The following is a 14,186-nucleotide window of genomic DNA, read 5'->3' on the forward strand; positions in this document are numbered from 1 at the left end:
GGAGGTTTTTGTTTTTGGTCTAGCCTCAAGCGCCGGCGGTCGCGTCCGCTCCCTTAGGCTTTCCTCGCTTCGCTGCGGGCGGCCCTTTGGGCCTTTGACTGCCGTGACCAGGAACCGGGTGCTATATCGGTAGCGTAGCGCAAGTCCGGTCCGCGACCAGCGGACCGCAAGGCCGAACGGCCGCCCGAGCTTATGCGAGGAGGCAAGGAACCCGGATGGGTTCCGCCCGCAGGGTCCAAACAAAAAACTCCCGCCCGCAGGGCCAAAAACAAAAACACCAAAAAAACACTTCAAAACAAAAAACACGCCGCGCCAACTTACCCACTTCCGAATCCCGCACGAAAACCCTACATGGGCGGGCAGACTAACGGCAATTATCAGGAGAATGCCCCATAGCTCGTCCCCCTCGGCGCTCATTATCACCGCCTGTGAAAAGCGGCCCGCGCTACGATAACATGATTTCCACGGACACCGTCCGCGTGATCGACGAAAATGGTGAGAACCTTGGCGTGCTCGGCACGGCCGACGCCATCGAACAGGCAGCTGCCGTCGGACTCAATCTGGTAGAGGTATCGCCATCGGCGAAACCGCCGGTTTGCAAGTTCCTCGATGTGGGCAAATTCCGGTACGAAGCTCAGAAAAAGGCAAGCGCCGCACGCAAGACGCAAAAGACCCAGGACATTAAAGAGGTCAAGATGCGCCCCAATATCGACACGCATGATTATGACGTGAAGATGCGCAATGTGTTCAAGTTCATCGACCAGGGTGACAAGGTGAAGGTGACGCTGCGGTTCCGTGGCCGTGAAATGGCGCACCAGCATCTGGGTATGGACCTGCTGAAGCGGGTCCAGGACGATACTGGCGAAGTGGCTAAGGTCGAGGCGTTTCCACGGCTTGAAGGCCGTCAGATGCTGATGGTGATCTCGCCCAAATAGAATTTTGGAACCGCGGGGCCGGTCCAGCGAATATTCCCGTCTCGTAACAAGCACCTGCTTCCGTCCCGGACCCGACACCGATCGGGTGCCGGTGGAGCAGGCGTTTCACGATTGGGCCAGTTTCCGAACCAACGGCATATCGCCGATCGTGACCCGCTCTGCGCGAAAATCGAACGATCCGCGCTCCCTGTGTTCCTTGATGATACGATGCGCATGGATAGGCGTAAGCCCCAACACCGCAGCCATGTCCGTCTGTTTGAGTGGAAGGTCGAACCGTGCGGCGTCGGACGTGATCAGGCTGGCATCGACCAATCGGTCGTAAGTCTGGGCGATAAAAGTGCAAATGCGCGCCGGGGCCAGTTGCCTGCCGATCGCGACCAGCGCTTCGCGCAGAAACACGCCGTCGAGCGTAAGATGGCAAATGATGCTCTGCGCCACAGCCGGATCAGCGCGGCTTTCTGCTTCCAGAACGCTCAGTGGAAGCTCCTGAACCACACAGGACGTCAACGCCCGGATATCGTCTGTAACTTGCTGGCCATAAATCCCGTCCAGCCCCACGAAATCGCCACGCAATAACACCGCTGTGATCGCGTATGTATGCTGGTTGGCGAGCCGTTCGCGGCAAACCCAGCCGTTACGCATCAGGAACACTGATTGTGGCGGGTCACCCGCGCGATGCAAATATTCGCCCTTAGCCACCTTGCGCACAGTGCCCAAGGTTTCGAAAGCCTGCTTCAATGCGCCGGCATGCTTTCGTCGTCCGCCGTTCTTGCCCCCTTTGTCAGCACTGATGTCGGTCGGGAAACTGCGCATTTTTGTTGGCCTGAGGATTGCTAGTGAAAGAGGCTTTTGAAAAAACGATAAAACTACCTGCCAAGCGCCCTTGTCGTTGAAAACAAACGAAGTATGGCAGCCAAATTCCACTTGGTAAATGCTATTTCTGCATCGACGACATCGTAAGCCGTGTTCGCCAGCTTGTTCGCGCAATAGCCTGATGCTAGCGCCCATCTCCGCCGACGGCGGCGCAGTTGGGGATGCATCTTGATATCGGCTTGCCGCATCGGCTTTATTGTGGGCCTGGCATTGTTTTTGCTCACCGTCGTGTTGCCCGCCCCTGCCGGCATGCCGAAGCAGGCCTTCATCGTGGCCGGTCTCGTTGCGCTGATGGCGGCGTGGTGGATGACCGAGGCGCTGCCGCTGACCGTTACCGCGCTGATGCCGTTCCTCGTCCTGCCCTTTGCCGGGGTGATGGACGCCCGGGAAACCGCGAGCGCATACTATTCGCCCATCCTGTTTCTGATCCTTGGCGGCGCCTTCATCGCGCTGGCGATCGAGCGAACCGGCCTCCATCGACGGTTGAGCCTTGCAATCCTGCGCGCGGTTGGGGGCGATACGGCTGGCGGTTCGGGTACCGGCACTGGGGCAACGCGCATTCTGCTGGCCTTCATGGTGAGCGCCGCGGTGCTCTCGATGCTGATTTCCAACACCTCCACCACACTCATCATGATGCCGATGGCACTCGCCGTGCTGGCAGGCGGCGAAACTACCGGTTCAGCTGCCATGCCAGGTAAAACGCCAGTGAAGAATGGGCTTTCAGGCGCGCTGCCGATGGGCATTGCCTTCGCGGCAAGTATCGGCGGGCTCGGCACGCTGGTCGGATCACCGACCAACGCCATCGCCGTGGGCCTACTGGCCGAAACCATCGGGATGGAGATAAGCTTTGCCCAGTGGGCGCTGTACGGCCTGCCTATCGTGGTGCTTGGCGTTCCGGTCGCCGCGGTGATTGTAGCGAAAGTGCAGAAGGTGGCGGATCACCCGTTCGACCTCGGCCGCGCCCGCCATGCAATTGAGGTGCCGGACCGATGGAGTTCGGCGGAGCGGCGGCTGGTGCCGATTGTCTTCCTGACCTTCGCGCTATGGATGGCAAAGCCCGTACTGGCACCGCACCTTCCCGCAGGATCGCTAACCGATGGCACTATTGCCATTGCCGCCAGCCTTGCGTTGTTCATCCTGCCTGATGGAACCCGGCCCGGCGGCAAATCGCGTCCGCTGCTCAATTGGGCGGAGGCGGACCGCGCACCATGGGGCGTTATCATGATGTTTGGCGGCGGTCTGGCGCTGGCCGCGGGTATGGGCGCAAGCGGGCTGGCCGCATGGCTCGGCAACGCGCTATTGCCGCTTGCCGCCGTGCCGCTGTGGGTGGTGGCGCTGGCACTGGTCGCGATGGTCATCCTGATTACCGAATTTGCCAGCAACGTCGCCACCGCCAGCGCCATCATTCCGGTCGTCGCCAGCCTTGTGGCGGTGCTGGGCGCAGACCCCGTGCTGCTCGCCATGCCAGCGGCGCTGGCCGCCAGCTGGGGTTTCATGCTGCCTGCGGGAACCGGCCCGAACGCAATTGCATGGGCAACCGGCCGTATTCGGATCGAGCGGATGGTCGGCGCTGGTTTCGTACTCGACCTCATCGGAGTGGGGCTGATCGTAGGCGTCGTTTGGGGCATTGCCTTTATCGCGAGCTGAGGACGGGCCCGACACGGGATAAGTTAGCGCGGCCCGCCTTCGCCCCCCTTGCCTTGCGCCATTAGCCGCGATAATTCGGTTTCCATTGCAACCGGTATGCCGGGCAGATGCGTTCCTGCGGAGGTTAGGAGCGGGCGGCACGCGCATACAAAATGGCTCCTGCCTTCCTGGGAGCATTCGTGAACCCAGGAAAGCACCAACGCCATGACCGACGCTCCAGATCCGATCGACACCCCCACGCCTCGCCGCAAACCGAAGCAGGAAATTACCGAAATCGCCGGTCGCCCGCTGAAGCCCAGCACGCTGATGATGGGCCACGGATACGATCCGGCCCTGTCGGAAGGGTCGCTGAAAGCGCCGATCTTCCTCACCAGCACCTTCGCATTCGAAAATGCGGCGGCGGGCAAACGCCATTTCGAAGGCATCACCGGCCAGCGGCCCGGCGGCGCGGACGGGTTGGTCTATTCACGGTTCAACGGCCCCAACCAGGAAATCCTGGAAGACCGGCTCGCCATCTGGGACGGCGCGGAAGATGCGCTAAGTTTCTCCAGCGGCATGACCGCGATTTGTGTGATGCTGCTGGCCTATTGCAGCGCCGGCGATGTCATCGTCCACTCTGGCCCGCTTTACGCTGCATCCGAAGGTTTCGTCGCCAAGGTAATGTCCAAATTCGGCGTGAAATACGTCGACTTCCCAGCCGGCGCGACGCGCGAGGAACTGGATGCAGTACTGAACAAGGCCAAAACCATGGCTGCTGAAAATGGCGGCAAGGTCGCGATGATCTACCTCGAAAGCCCCGGCAACCCGACAAACGCGCTGGTCGATGTGGAAGCCGTGAAGGCGGCACGCGACGCGGCGCTTGGCGGTGCTCAAGCAGCCGAAGGCGGTAGCACGGAAAGAACATCCTGCCCGATCGCGATCGACAACACGTTCTTGGGACCCCTGTGGCAGCGCCCGCTCGATCACGGGGCGGACATCGTTGCCTACAGCCTTACCAAATATGTTGGGGGTCATTCCGATCTCGTGGCGGGCAGTATCGCCGGCGACAAGAAATGGATGGACCCGGTGCGCGCACTCAGAAATACCATGGGCGGTATCTGCGATCCCAACACCGCGTGGATGCTGCTCCGGTCGCTCGAAACGGTCGAACTGCGGATGCAGCGCGCCGGTGAAAATGCAGAGAAGGTCTGCGCGTTTCTGGCCGGTCACGAAAAGGTCGAGCGGCTCGGCTATCTCGGGATGATTTCCGACGAGCGCCAGCAGGACATCTACGACCGGCATTGCCTGGGCGCAGGGAGCACTTTCTCCGTCTTCATCAAGGGCGGTGAGGAAGAATGCTTCCGCTTCCTCGACAACCTCACCATCGCCAAACTGGCTGTCAGCCTGGGCGGCACGGAAACGCTTGCCAGCCACCCTGCCAGCATGACGCACCTGTCGGTCGCCCATGGCCGCCGCCAGGAGCTTGGCATCGGCGACAACCTGGTACGCATTTCCATTGGCATCGAAGATGCGGATGACCTGATTGCCGATTTCGATCAGGCGCTCGCCAAGGTCTGACCGATACCCCCCTCGCCGCGTCAAACCGCCGCATCAAACCGATGCGGCGAGGGGGCTGCCGGTCGCCATCGAAAAAGCTCCAACGGCTTGCGATCCCGCGAACGCTTCGCCGCATCGTGCGCTCCGGTTAACCATATCGGCCCCATAGTCGCGGGAAACGTTCATCGGCATGAAAGGTCGCCCGGAACATCCGAGGGCTTCCCCCAAGCAAATCCGATGACAATCGAAGGAATTCAGCCATGCGTGCCATTTCCCGGAAGACAGCACCGTTTCTCACCCTTGCCATTCTGGTGTTGCCGATATCGGGCACCGTATCGGCGCAGCAGGCCATGCCCGAAGATCGCAACATGGTGACCACCGTCACCAGCGCGGTGCCGGCAGACCTGTCGGGATATGAAGACGGACCAAAGATCGAAGGCATCATCGCCGCGCGCGGAGCCAATACGATGCGGGTCGCGGGTGAAGACGGAGCAGTTGTCACAGTCTATCTCAGCAATGCCACCAAAGTCAGGCGCAAGGGCGGCTTCCTGGGTCTGGAGCGCACGACATTAGATTCGGGCGCCTTGCTCAACGGCTTGCCCGTGACTGTCGAAACCGTGCAATGGGATGGCGGATTGGTGGCAAGCAATGTCCGCTTCAACAACGGCGATTACGAAACCGCCTCCATGATCCGCAACGGCACTTCCCAGCAGTTTGCCGAACAAGGTGCCGCTATCGATGAGAACACCGCCCTTGCCGAGGCGCTTCGCGGACGCATGGCGGACATCGACAAATACAACATCAAGGGCGTGACCAACGTCTATTTCGACACGGGGAAGTGGAACCTGGGCCCCGCCGACGAAGCTGCGCTGTGCAACGCTGCGCGCGAAGCCAATGCCACGGAAAACGCGCTATTGCTGGTGGTGGGCTATACCGATTCCGTGGGTAGTCAGGATTACAATCAGGTGCTGAGCGAGAAGCGTGCCGGAAGAGTGGTCAATTACCTCCAGCAGGCCTGCAAATGGGAGCCGTGGCGAATGCTGACTCCCACGGGCATGGCCGAAGCCGATCCCGCGGCGAGCAACGATACGCCGGAAGGCAAGGCGCAGAACCGCCGCGTTTCGGTAAATGTGCTGGTGAGCAAAAGCGTGGATGGCGTGTAAGCAACGGGGGCGGGCCAACGTGCCCGCCTGCTGTTTTCCGGGGCTGACAGTCAAACTGTAAGCCCTACCCCTTCCACTCCCGCCGTTCTTCTGCGGACTTCAGAATGTCGTAGGCCAGGCTGACCTTCTGGAATTCCAGCGCCGCTTCCGCGTCATCCGGTTTTACGTCGGGGTGCACTTCCTTGGCGCGGGCGCGGAAGGCTTTCTTCACGGCAGCAAATTCCGCGTCCGCTTCCAGTTCCAGAATGTCCAGCGCGCGCATTTCATCCGCGCTGCGGGTGCCGTCGCCACTGGTGGCCCAGCCGTAATGTTGCGATTCCTGGTAGCCTGCATTTTCGGATTGTTCGGACGCCGTGCGCGCGGCCTTTTCTTCCTTGTCCAGACCTTCGAAGTAATCCCATCCCTTGTTGTATTCCGCTGCGTGCTTCTGGCAAAAATACCAGCGATCCGGATTGTTGGGGGATTTGGGTGCGGGGCAATCGCCCGGCTCGCTGCAATTGTGCCGGTCGCACAAGCGCACCTTCACCGCCTCGCGCTCGGTCGCGTCGTAGCTGCGCCAGCGGGGGAAGCCCCAGTCGTTGGAACGGCGTGCGCCCACCATCAGGAAATCAGTTCAAGCATAGGTGGTGCGCCATAGGCCAGCATGACGGTGGTGGCCAGTCTTTCGCGAGCTGCTCGGCCCGGTCCGGCCCCCAGTTTCAGTCACGGGATTGAGCGCATGTTAACACCTCTGGCGCAACACGCGCGTCAGATTTCTTCATGCCATCAGATCGAGCGCGTTCCCTTCACCATGAGCAAACAGCTTCGCCTCTGCGCCGCTCTGTCGGCATCGCTGATGACGGTGTGCGCACTGACGGCGAAGTTGCCTGCGCCGCAGGCGTTGCCAACGCCGGCAAGCGCATACGAAAATGGCGCCGGTCACCTCACGATTGTGAAAGTACCGGCGCCTTATGTTTGGCTCGCACGATAGACCATGCGAGCGATTGTCTAGGTCAGTTCAGTATGACGGTAACGGCGCGGCGGTTCTGCGCCCATGCCTGAGCGTTGGACCCGAGCGCGACAGGCGCTTCCTTGCCATAGCTGACGGTCCGCAGGCGTCCGGCCGGCACGCCAAGGCTTACCAGGTAGTTCTTCGCGGAATTCGCGCGCCGCTCCCCCAAAGCCAGATTGTATTCGCGGGTCCCGCGCTCGTCGGTATGACCTTCAATCGTGGCATTCAGGTTGGTGTACTGCATCATGTACTGCGCCTGCGTCTGCAATGCAGCAGCGTCCTGACTGTCGATGTTGTAGCGATCCGTGTCGAAATAGATCACGTTCTGACCGTTTACGGCCGCCACGAAGTGATCCTGCGTTCCCACTTGAGGGCCAGCGCCGGTGTTCGTCGTTGCCGGACCTGCATCCATCACCGGCGTATCACCGCCCACGGGGGGCAGATCGTCCGGTGCGCTGGATTTGCAACCGGCCAGCGCAAGGCTGCCGATGGCTGCGGTCAAAATCAGGGTGCGGCTATTCATGTGCAGTCTCCTCGCACGTTCTTGGAAATCTTAAAGTATTCCGTTCCGGATCATGGAAGGATCGGCCCCCATGCCGGATCGGATGCATTTACCGGCGTTGGCAGTCGGCGTTCGTTATCGCCTGTCAGGTCGACCTGGTAAAGCGCGGTGTCGCCCGTGTTTCGTATCGTACGGAAGAACTGCACGATGCGGCCATTGGGGGCCCATGTAGGGGCCTCGTCCTGCCAGCTATCGGTCAGGAAGCGCATGTTCTTGCCGCTGGTATTCATCACCGCGATGCGGAAATTGCCGCCCATGTGGGTGAAGGCGATGGCATCGCCGCGCGGGCTCCATTCAGGGGTCGCGCTGCGTCCGCCGAAGAAGGACAAGCGGCGTTGACCGGACCCGTCGGCGTTCATGACGTAAATCTGCTGACTGCCGGACCGGTCGCTTTCGAACACGATCTTACTGCCATCGGGAGAGTAGGACCCGCCGATATCGATGCCCGGCGTATCGGTGAGCCGCACGCTTGGTCCGCCTGCTGCCGAAATGCGGTAGATGTCGGTGTTGCCGTTCACGGCCATCGAATACAGGATCCACTGGCCGTCCGGGCTCCAGCGCGGGGCGAAAGTTGGATTGGTATTCTCCGTCACCAGCGTCTGCCGCCCGCTGCCGATATCGTAGATATAGATGCGCGGGTTGCCATCGACATAACTCAAATACATCAGCCGCTTGTAATCGGGCGAGTATCGCGGCGTCAGCGCGGTCGAACCGCCCAGCGTGATGAAGCGGTGGTTGGCCCCATCGCTGTCCATGATAGCGAGGCGCTTGGTACGGTTATCCTTTGACCCGGTTTCGGCGATGTAGGCGATCCGGCTGTCCAAGAAAGGATCTTCGCCGGACAGACGTGAGTAAACAAGATCGGCGCATTTGTGGGCGGCGCGCCGCCAGTCGGCCGGCTGGACGATCCAGCCGCCTCGCGCCAGTTCGCCGCGAAGCGCCATATCATAGAGATAGCAGCCCACGATCAGCTTGCCGTCGCTGCGGCCGCGGACATACCCCTGTACCAACATTTCCGCACCGCGATTGGACCAGGTGGTCCAGACGGGATCGGTGATCTGCGGGTAATCCGGCCGCGGTAATGCGTCGGGGCCGGTAGGTTTGAACAGCCCGTTATTCTTGAGGTCGGCGGTAATCACCCGCGCCAGCTCGATCCCCAGCGCCGCAGTGCTTTGCCCGCGCGCGGTCGTGGAGACGTCGCGGTCGGTTGCGAAACCAGGGATAGCAATACCAAGGTCCTGCCATTCGCTTTCATCGGTGACCGAACCCGACAGTCCGCCCTGCTCCTCCTCGACCGTTTCCACTTCGCCGCCTTCGGGCGCGGGCTGGCCGAGATCTTGCGCATGGACAGTGCCCGCGAACATCAGCGGTGCGGCAAACAGGGCGATAATAAGGTGGCGCAGGGTCATGAAATCAAAGTCTCCTGTCGAAACGCCAGTCGTTTATGCGTTTCCATTTATCGTAGAATTCGTCCGGCAGATTGAACGGCGCGGCCAGCTGCACGGCGCGGATCGCCTGTTCCGCATGGAGCGCCGCCTGCGGGCGGTTGGAATCGTTGATGCCGGACTGGCTGACGACGCGCGGCGTGCCCGCGAGCGATCCGTCCGGGTTCATGCGCCACGAAAGGACCGTTACGAGCCGGTCGGCATCGACCCCCTGCGGCGCGCGCCAGTGCGGTTTCAACGCCCGGTTGATGGCACTGGAAAGCTGGGCTTGTTCTGCCGCACCGAAAGTCGCGGCGGGCGCGCGTGTTTCCGTACTGGTTGCGCTTTGGCCCGCGCCCGCAAAAGCATCGTCGAACTTGCGTGACGCAGTCGGGGGTTTCGCGGCAGGCTTGGCTGCCGCACGCCGCTGCGGTTTCGGTTTTGCCGCCGGTTTCGGTTTGGGCGGTTCGGCCCGTTTCGTCGGCGCATTCCGGGTACGTGGTTTCGGCTGCGGTACCGGGCGTTCGATGACTGGCTGTGGAGGTGCTTCCATGGATTGGGTCACCGGTGCAGGGATGGGCTGCGGCGACATGTCGGGGGCTGCTGGCGCGCGGCTTTCGGGCACTGGTTCGGGCGCGGTGCTTGCCAGCCCCACTTCGGTCGCCAGCGATACCACGATGCGTTCCGGCTCTGGCTGTTTCGGCAATGCTTCGGGCCGCGTCAGCAGCACGGCAGCCAGCCCCAGATGCAACGCGAAAGCGATGCCGAGTGCGATGGCTTCCTCGCTGCGAAGAGTGCGTGCTGCCATAAGGATCACAGCGCTATGGCGCGTCTCCTGAACCGTTTGTGACCAGCGATATGGCGGTGAAGCCCGACCGGTTGAGTTCGCCCATCACTGCCATCACCCGCCCGTAATCGAGCCCGCGATCGGCGCGCAGCGTCACCATCGGTAGTTCCCCGCCACTATTGGCCGCGCGCACTGAGTCCAGCGCGGCAGGCAGCCCGCCGACCGGCACCGCATCGTCATCCAGAAAGATGAACCCCCCATCGTCGATCGAAATCGTAACCTGATCGGGTGTTTGGTCCAACGGGTTGGCCCGGCTGTCCGGCAAATCAACCGGCACGCCCGCCGTCAATAACGGCGCGGTGACCATGAAGATAATAAGCAGCACCAGCATCACGTCGACCAGCGGAGTGACGTTGATTTCCGCCATCGGCGTGCGGCGGGATTTGCGCGCCCTGCCTCCAACTTTTGCGACGCCCATCGCCATTACAGCGTATCCAGCTCGCGGCTGAGGCTGGCGTGGAAGCGGTCGGCAAAGCGTTGCAACCGCGCCTCATGTGAATTCACCGCATGGCTGAACCGGTTGTAAGCGATCACTGCCGGAATCGCCGCAAACAGGCCGATAGCCGTGGCAAACAGCGCTTCCGAGATGCCGGGCGCTACCACTGCGAGCGAAGAACTGTTCTGCTGCCCGATCTGGAAGAAGCTGTTCATGATGCCCCAAACGGTGCCGAACAGGCCAACGAACGGGGCGACCGAGCCGGTGGTAGCAAGAAAATTCAGCCGGTCCGCCAGCTCGTCCGCCTCGACTGCGACTTGCCCGTCCATTGCGCCGGCGATCCGCTGGCGCGCGCCGTCCTTGTCGCTGACGCCCTTTGCCGTGGAGCGCCGCCATTCGCCATAGCCAGATGCCGCAACCCGCGCGGCGGGCACTGCCTTGCGGTCCTCGCTTCGCAAGTGTTTCTCGACATCGCTCGCGCCCCAGAAATCGGTTTCGTAATGGCGGCCCTTTGCATTCAGCCGGTTCATCCGCAGCGAAAACGACAGGATGATCATCCAGGTCCAGATGCTGGCCAGCAGCAACCCGACCATGACTGCCTGCACCACGATGTCGGCCTCGAGAAACAGCTGTACAGGATCGAGCCGGGTCGGTGCCCCATTGGCGCCCACGGCGAGGAGGTTCATCACGGTCATTTATGACTTTTCCGGTGTTACAACAGGTTGAAAGGCATCGCGCCAATCCTGCGGCTGGCGGCGGGGGCGGCCATCGGGCGCGACGAAGCCGACACGCATTCGCGCTTCTGCCAGCAGCTCATTATCTGTGGCCCGAAACGCGCACTGATGCATCCGGACACTGGCGGCGCGCATATCCTCGCATCGCGTATCGATCCGGATGGCATCGTCCAGCTTTGCCGGGCGGACATAGCGGATATTAAGGTCGGCCAAGGCATAGGCGCCTTCCCCCGCTTCGATCGCCGCGCGTTGGTCGATCTTCAGCAGGCGGAGCATATCCGACCGTGCGCGTTCGAAAAAACGCAGGTAATTGGCGTGATAGACGATGCCCGACAGGTCCGTATCCTCGTAATAGACCCGCACTGCGAACTGGTGCAGCGATCCGTCGAAACGGCCTGTATGGGGCTGGAGGGGATTATCCATGGTGCGTGACGTGCAATAGCGAAGGCCCGAGTCCGGCGGCAAGCGCATTGTGCAACCGCGCGGCGGAACGATGGCAGGGGGCGGCGAGGTGTTATTCCCCGATCATCGGACCCAGCGGCCGACCGCCGAACAAGTGCACATGCAGATGCGCGACCTCCTGCCCGCCATTGCGGCCGATATTGGCCATCATCCGATAGCCACGCACCACCAGTCCCTGTTCCCGGGCAACATGGCCTACCGCGCGGACAAAGCCCGCAATTTCCTCGGCTGAGGCTTGCGCGCTGAAATCGTCCCAGCTCACATACGATCCGCGCGGAATCACCAATATATGCACCGGTGCCTGAGGGTTCACATCGTGGAAGGCGTAGGCGAATTCGTCCTGATACACTTCCTGCGAGGGGATTTCGCCGCGCAGGATTTTGGCGAATACGTTCTGGTCGTCATACGGGGCGGCGGGATTGATGGGCATCGGGTCAGGTATCCTTGGCAGTTCGGCTGGCTTTTTCGTCAAGACCAGAAAGTCCCTCGCGGCGCGCAAGTTCCGCAAGCACCTCGTCCAACGTGATGTCCCTGGCGGCAAGCAGGACGAGCAGGTGAAAAATTACGTCTGCCGCCTCGCCAACCAACTCATTGCGATCGCCCGATAATGCAGCCACCACCGCCTCGATCGACTCTTCGCCCAACTTACGTGCGATCACGGGCAGGCCGCGTGCATGCAGCTGCGCCACGTAACTGGTTTCTGGATCGGCTGTCTTGCGGGACGCCAGCGTGGTTTCGAGGCGGGAGAGAATGTCCATCACGTCGCCATGCGAAAGGCCTGCTGCAGGGTCAAGGGTAGTCAAGGAGCTTCCAGGCCACTCACGCCGCGCTTTTCAGTCGCCTGATCGTTTTGCTGCATACCGCCCGATGATCAGGCCCGCGACGCCAAGTCCGAACAGCGCCAAATTCGATGGCTCCGGCACCGTGGCAACCTGCGCCGCGGCAGGTGCGGCGGGGAACAGGGCAATGAGGGCAAGGTAGCGCATGACGGTTTCATCGCAGAATTGTGCGCCGCAACAAGCGCGCAGGTACAACCGTCCCGTTTCGGGATGCGACGCCTGCAAAAGTTAAGCGGCCCGCGCTGGCAATCCGGCAGCGCGCAACGCGGCATGCGCATCACCGACCGTGTGTTTTCCGAAGTGGAAGATCGATGCTGCCAGAACGGCGCTGGCGTGACCCTTCGTCACCCCCTCGACCAGATGATCGAGCGTACCGACACCCCCGCTCGCCACCACCGGCACCGATACTGCGTCGGCGATGGTGCGGGTCAGTTCCAGATCATAGCCAGCCTGCGTTCCGTCGCCATCCATGGACGTGACCAACAATTCCCCTGCGCCCAGTTCGGCAAGCTTTATAGCATGGCTGACTGCATCGATACCGGTCGGCTTGCGCCCGCCATGGGTGAAAATCTCCCAACCGTCACCATCCGGCCGCCGCCGCGCATCGACCGAAGCGACGACGCATTGCGTGCCCATCTTCTGCGCGATATCGCCTACCAGTTCGGGCCGCGCGACCGCGGCGCTGTTGACCGCAACCTTGTCAGCTCCTGCCAGCAGTAGTGCCCGCGCATCCGCAACTTCGCGCACTCCGCCCCCTACAGTCAGCGGCATGAAGCACACTTCCGCCGTGCGCCGGACGATGTCGAGCAGCGTTCCACGCCCTTCATGCGTTGCGGAAATATCCAGGAAGCACAGTTCGTCCGCGCCGGCAGCGTCATAGGCCTGCGCCTGTTCAACCGGATCGCCGGCATCCTTCAGATCGACGAAGTTCACCCCTTTCACCACGCGCCCATCGGCGACATCGAGGCAAGGGATCACGCGGATGCGGACGGTCATTCGCGCTCGTCCGCCTTTTGCGCCATCGCTAGCGCCGCACCCAGATCCAGCCGCCCGTCATACAAAGCGCGGCCAGTGATAACGCCTTCGATCCCCTCATGCGCGTGGATCGAAAGCAGATGAATATCGTCCAGCCCCTTCACCCCGCCGCTGGCGATGACCGGCAGATCGGTGCTGCGCGCCAGTTCCAGCGTGGCGTCGATGTTGCAGCCCTTCAGCAAGCCGTCGCGGCCGACATCGGTGAATAGCACGGACGCCACACCCGCATCCTCGAACCGGCGGGCCATGTCGGCAACCGGCACGTCGGACACCTCTGCCCAACCCTGCGTCGCAACCATTCCATCCTTTGCGTCGACCGCAACTACGACGCCGTTTTCGTAATTATGGGCCATCGCTCGCACGAAGGCCGGATCGGTCAGCGCTGCGGTTCCGATGACGATGCGGCTGACGCCAAGGTCGAACCAGCCTGCCACCGCTTCCGGCGTGCGAATGCCGCCGCCCAGTTGCACATGGCCGGGAAACGCCTCGACGATGCGCTCCGCAGCCTCGCGGTTGCGGCTTTCGCCCGCAAAGGCCCCGTCGAGGTCGACGACATGCAGATGTTCTGCGCCGGCTTCTGCGAACAGTATCGCCTGTGCAGCGGGGTCGTCGCCGTAAACGGTGGCGCGGTCCATATCGCCTTCCGCAAGGCGGACGACCTGGCCGTCCTTCAAATCGATGGCGGGGAAGACGATCATGCCA

At 61.8% G+C, this 14,186-nt stretch carries 18 protein-coding genes; 5 read left to right on the forward strand and 13 right to left on the reverse strand.

The window, feature by feature from the left end; genetic code table 11:
* The first annotated feature begins 455 nt into the window (after positions 1 to 455).
* Positions 456 to 935 (forward strand): translation initiation factor IF-3, encoded by a 480-nt coding sequence (gene infC, locus HME9302_RS09180; protein WP_230079946.1) that lies wholly within the window; start codon positions 456 to 458, stop codon positions 933 to 935.
* A 105-nt stretch (positions 936 to 1,040) separates the two neighbouring features.
* Here the strand turns inward: infC and HME9302_RS09185 are convergent, their stop codons facing one another.
* Positions 1,041 to 1,922 carry a Crp/Fnr family transcriptional regulator gene (locus HME9302_RS09185; RefSeq protein ID WP_181815726.1) on the reverse strand — a complete coding sequence of 294 codons (882 nt, stop codon included), beginning with the start codon at positions 1,920 to 1,922 and terminating at the stop codon, positions 1,041 to 1,043.
* 57 nt (positions 1,923 to 1,979) lie between these two features.
* Between HME9302_RS09185 and HME9302_RS09190 the strand changes: the two genes are divergently transcribed.
* The 3 genes from HME9302_RS09190 to HME9302_RS09200 all read left to right on the forward strand — a co-directional run bounded on the left by HME9302_RS09190 (position 1,980) and on the right by HME9302_RS09200 (position 6,154).
* Positions 1,980 to 3,455 carry an SLC13 family permease gene (locus tag HME9302_RS09190; protein WP_115367627.1) on the forward strand — a complete coding sequence of 492 codons (1,476 nt, stop codon included), beginning with the start codon at positions 1,980 to 1,982 and terminating at the stop codon, positions 3,453 to 3,455.
* Between the two features lie 204 nt (positions 3,456 to 3,659).
* Positions 3,660 to 5,012 carry a cystathionine gamma-synthase family protein gene (locus tag HME9302_RS09195; RefSeq protein WP_115366769.1) on the forward strand — a complete coding sequence of 451 codons (1,353 nt, stop codon included), beginning with the start codon at positions 3,660 to 3,662 and terminating at the stop codon, positions 5,010 to 5,012.
* A gap of 239 nt (positions 5,013 to 5,251) precedes the next feature.
* Positions 5,252 to 6,154, forward strand: a complete 903-nt coding sequence (locus tag HME9302_RS09200) for an OmpA family protein (RefSeq protein ID WP_115366770.1) — start codon at positions 5,252 to 5,254, stop codon at positions 6,152 to 6,154.
* Between the two features lie 64 nt (positions 6,155 to 6,218).
* Here HME9302_RS09200 and HME9302_RS09205 read toward each other — a convergent pair whose 3' ends face one another.
* The gene (locus HME9302_RS09205) at positions 6,219 to 6,755 is read right to left on the reverse strand and encodes a J domain-containing protein (protein ID WP_115366771.1); all 537 of its coding nucleotides are present in this window, start codon (positions 6,753 to 6,755) and stop codon (positions 6,219 to 6,221) included.
* Positions 6,756 to 6,872: 117 nt separating this feature from the next.
* On the opposite strand from HME9302_RS09205, the gene HME9302_RS09210 reads away from it, so the two are divergent.
* Positions 6,873 to 7,124 (forward strand): hypothetical protein, encoded by a 252-nt coding sequence (locus tag HME9302_RS09210; protein WP_147270797.1) that lies wholly within the window; start codon positions 6,873 to 6,875, stop codon positions 7,122 to 7,124.
* A gap of 22 nt (positions 7,125 to 7,146) precedes the next feature.
* Here HME9302_RS09210 and pal read toward each other — a convergent pair whose 3' ends face one another.
* From pal to hisA, 11 genes are all read right to left on the reverse strand, one after another.
* Positions 7,147 to 7,668 (reverse strand): peptidoglycan-associated lipoprotein Pal, encoded by a 522-nt coding sequence (gene pal, locus HME9302_RS09215; protein ID WP_181815727.1) that lies wholly within the window; start codon positions 7,666 to 7,668, stop codon positions 7,147 to 7,149.
* A gap of 50 nt (positions 7,669 to 7,718) precedes the next feature.
* On the reverse strand, positions 7,719 to 9,116 hold the full coding sequence (gene tolB / locus HME9302_RS09220; RefSeq protein WP_115366773.1) for a Tol-Pal system beta propeller repeat protein TolB: 1,398 nt from the start codon (positions 9,114 to 9,116) through the stop codon (positions 7,719 to 7,721).
* A 4-nt stretch (positions 9,117 to 9,120) separates the two neighbouring features.
* Positions 9,121 to 9,939 carry an energy transducer TonB gene (locus tag HME9302_RS09225; RefSeq protein WP_115366774.1) on the reverse strand — a complete coding sequence of 273 codons (819 nt, stop codon included), beginning with the start codon at positions 9,937 to 9,939 and terminating at the stop codon, positions 9,121 to 9,123.
* Between the two features lie 13 nt (positions 9,940 to 9,952).
* On the reverse strand, positions 9,953 to 10,402 hold the full coding sequence (locus HME9302_RS09230; protein ID WP_115366775.1) for an ExbD/TolR family protein: 450 nt from the start codon (positions 10,400 to 10,402) through the stop codon (positions 9,953 to 9,955).
* A complete protein-coding gene (gene tolQ / locus HME9302_RS09235; protein WP_181815728.1) occupies positions 10,402 to 11,109 on the reverse strand; it encodes a protein TolQ in 708 nt (235 codons plus the stop codon). The genes HME9302_RS09230 and tolQ overlap by 1 nt, the downstream gene beginning before the upstream one ends.
* Positions 11,110 to 11,571 carry a YbgC/FadM family acyl-CoA thioesterase gene (locus tag HME9302_RS09240; RefSeq protein WP_115366776.1) on the reverse strand — a complete coding sequence of 154 codons (462 nt, stop codon included), beginning with the start codon at positions 11,569 to 11,571 and terminating at the stop codon, positions 11,110 to 11,112. It lies immediately after the preceding gene.
* A gap of 91 nt (positions 11,572 to 11,662) precedes the next feature.
* Positions 11,663 to 12,040 carry a histidine triad nucleotide-binding protein gene (locus HME9302_RS09245; RefSeq protein ID WP_115366777.1) on the reverse strand — a complete coding sequence of 126 codons (378 nt, stop codon included), beginning with the start codon at positions 12,038 to 12,040 and terminating at the stop codon, positions 11,663 to 11,665.
* A gap of 4 nt (positions 12,041 to 12,044) precedes the next feature.
* On the reverse strand, positions 12,045 to 12,368 hold the full coding sequence (locus tag HME9302_RS09250) for a phosphoribosyl-ATP diphosphatase (protein WP_115366778.1): 324 nt from the start codon (positions 12,366 to 12,368) through the stop codon (positions 12,045 to 12,047).
* 75 nt (positions 12,369 to 12,443) lie between these two features.
* Positions 12,444 to 12,596 carry a PEP-CTERM sorting domain-containing protein gene (locus HME9302_RS09255; protein WP_115367630.1) on the reverse strand — a complete coding sequence of 51 codons (153 nt, stop codon included), beginning with the start codon at positions 12,594 to 12,596 and terminating at the stop codon, positions 12,444 to 12,446.
* 81 nt (positions 12,597 to 12,677) lie between these two features.
* Entirely contained in the window at positions 12,678 to 13,445 is a 768-nt protein-coding gene (hisF, locus tag HME9302_RS09260) for an imidazole glycerol phosphate synthase subunit HisF (protein WP_115366779.1), read from the reverse strand.
* The gene (hisA, locus tag HME9302_RS09265) at positions 13,442 to 14,182 is read right to left on the reverse strand and encodes a 1-(5-phosphoribosyl)-5-[(5-phosphoribosylamino)methylideneamino]imidazole-4-carboxamide isomerase (RefSeq protein WP_115366780.1); all 741 of its coding nucleotides are present in this window, start codon (positions 14,180 to 14,182) and stop codon (positions 13,442 to 13,444) included. Before hisA ends, hisF begins: the two co-directional genes overlap by 4 nt.
* Positions 14,183 to 14,186: the final 4 nt, after the last annotated feature.

Source organism: Alteripontixanthobacter maritimus, from assembly GCF_003340475.1.
GTDB lineage: Bacteria > Pseudomonadota > Alphaproteobacteria > Sphingomonadales > Sphingomonadaceae > Alteripontixanthobacter > Alteripontixanthobacter maritimus.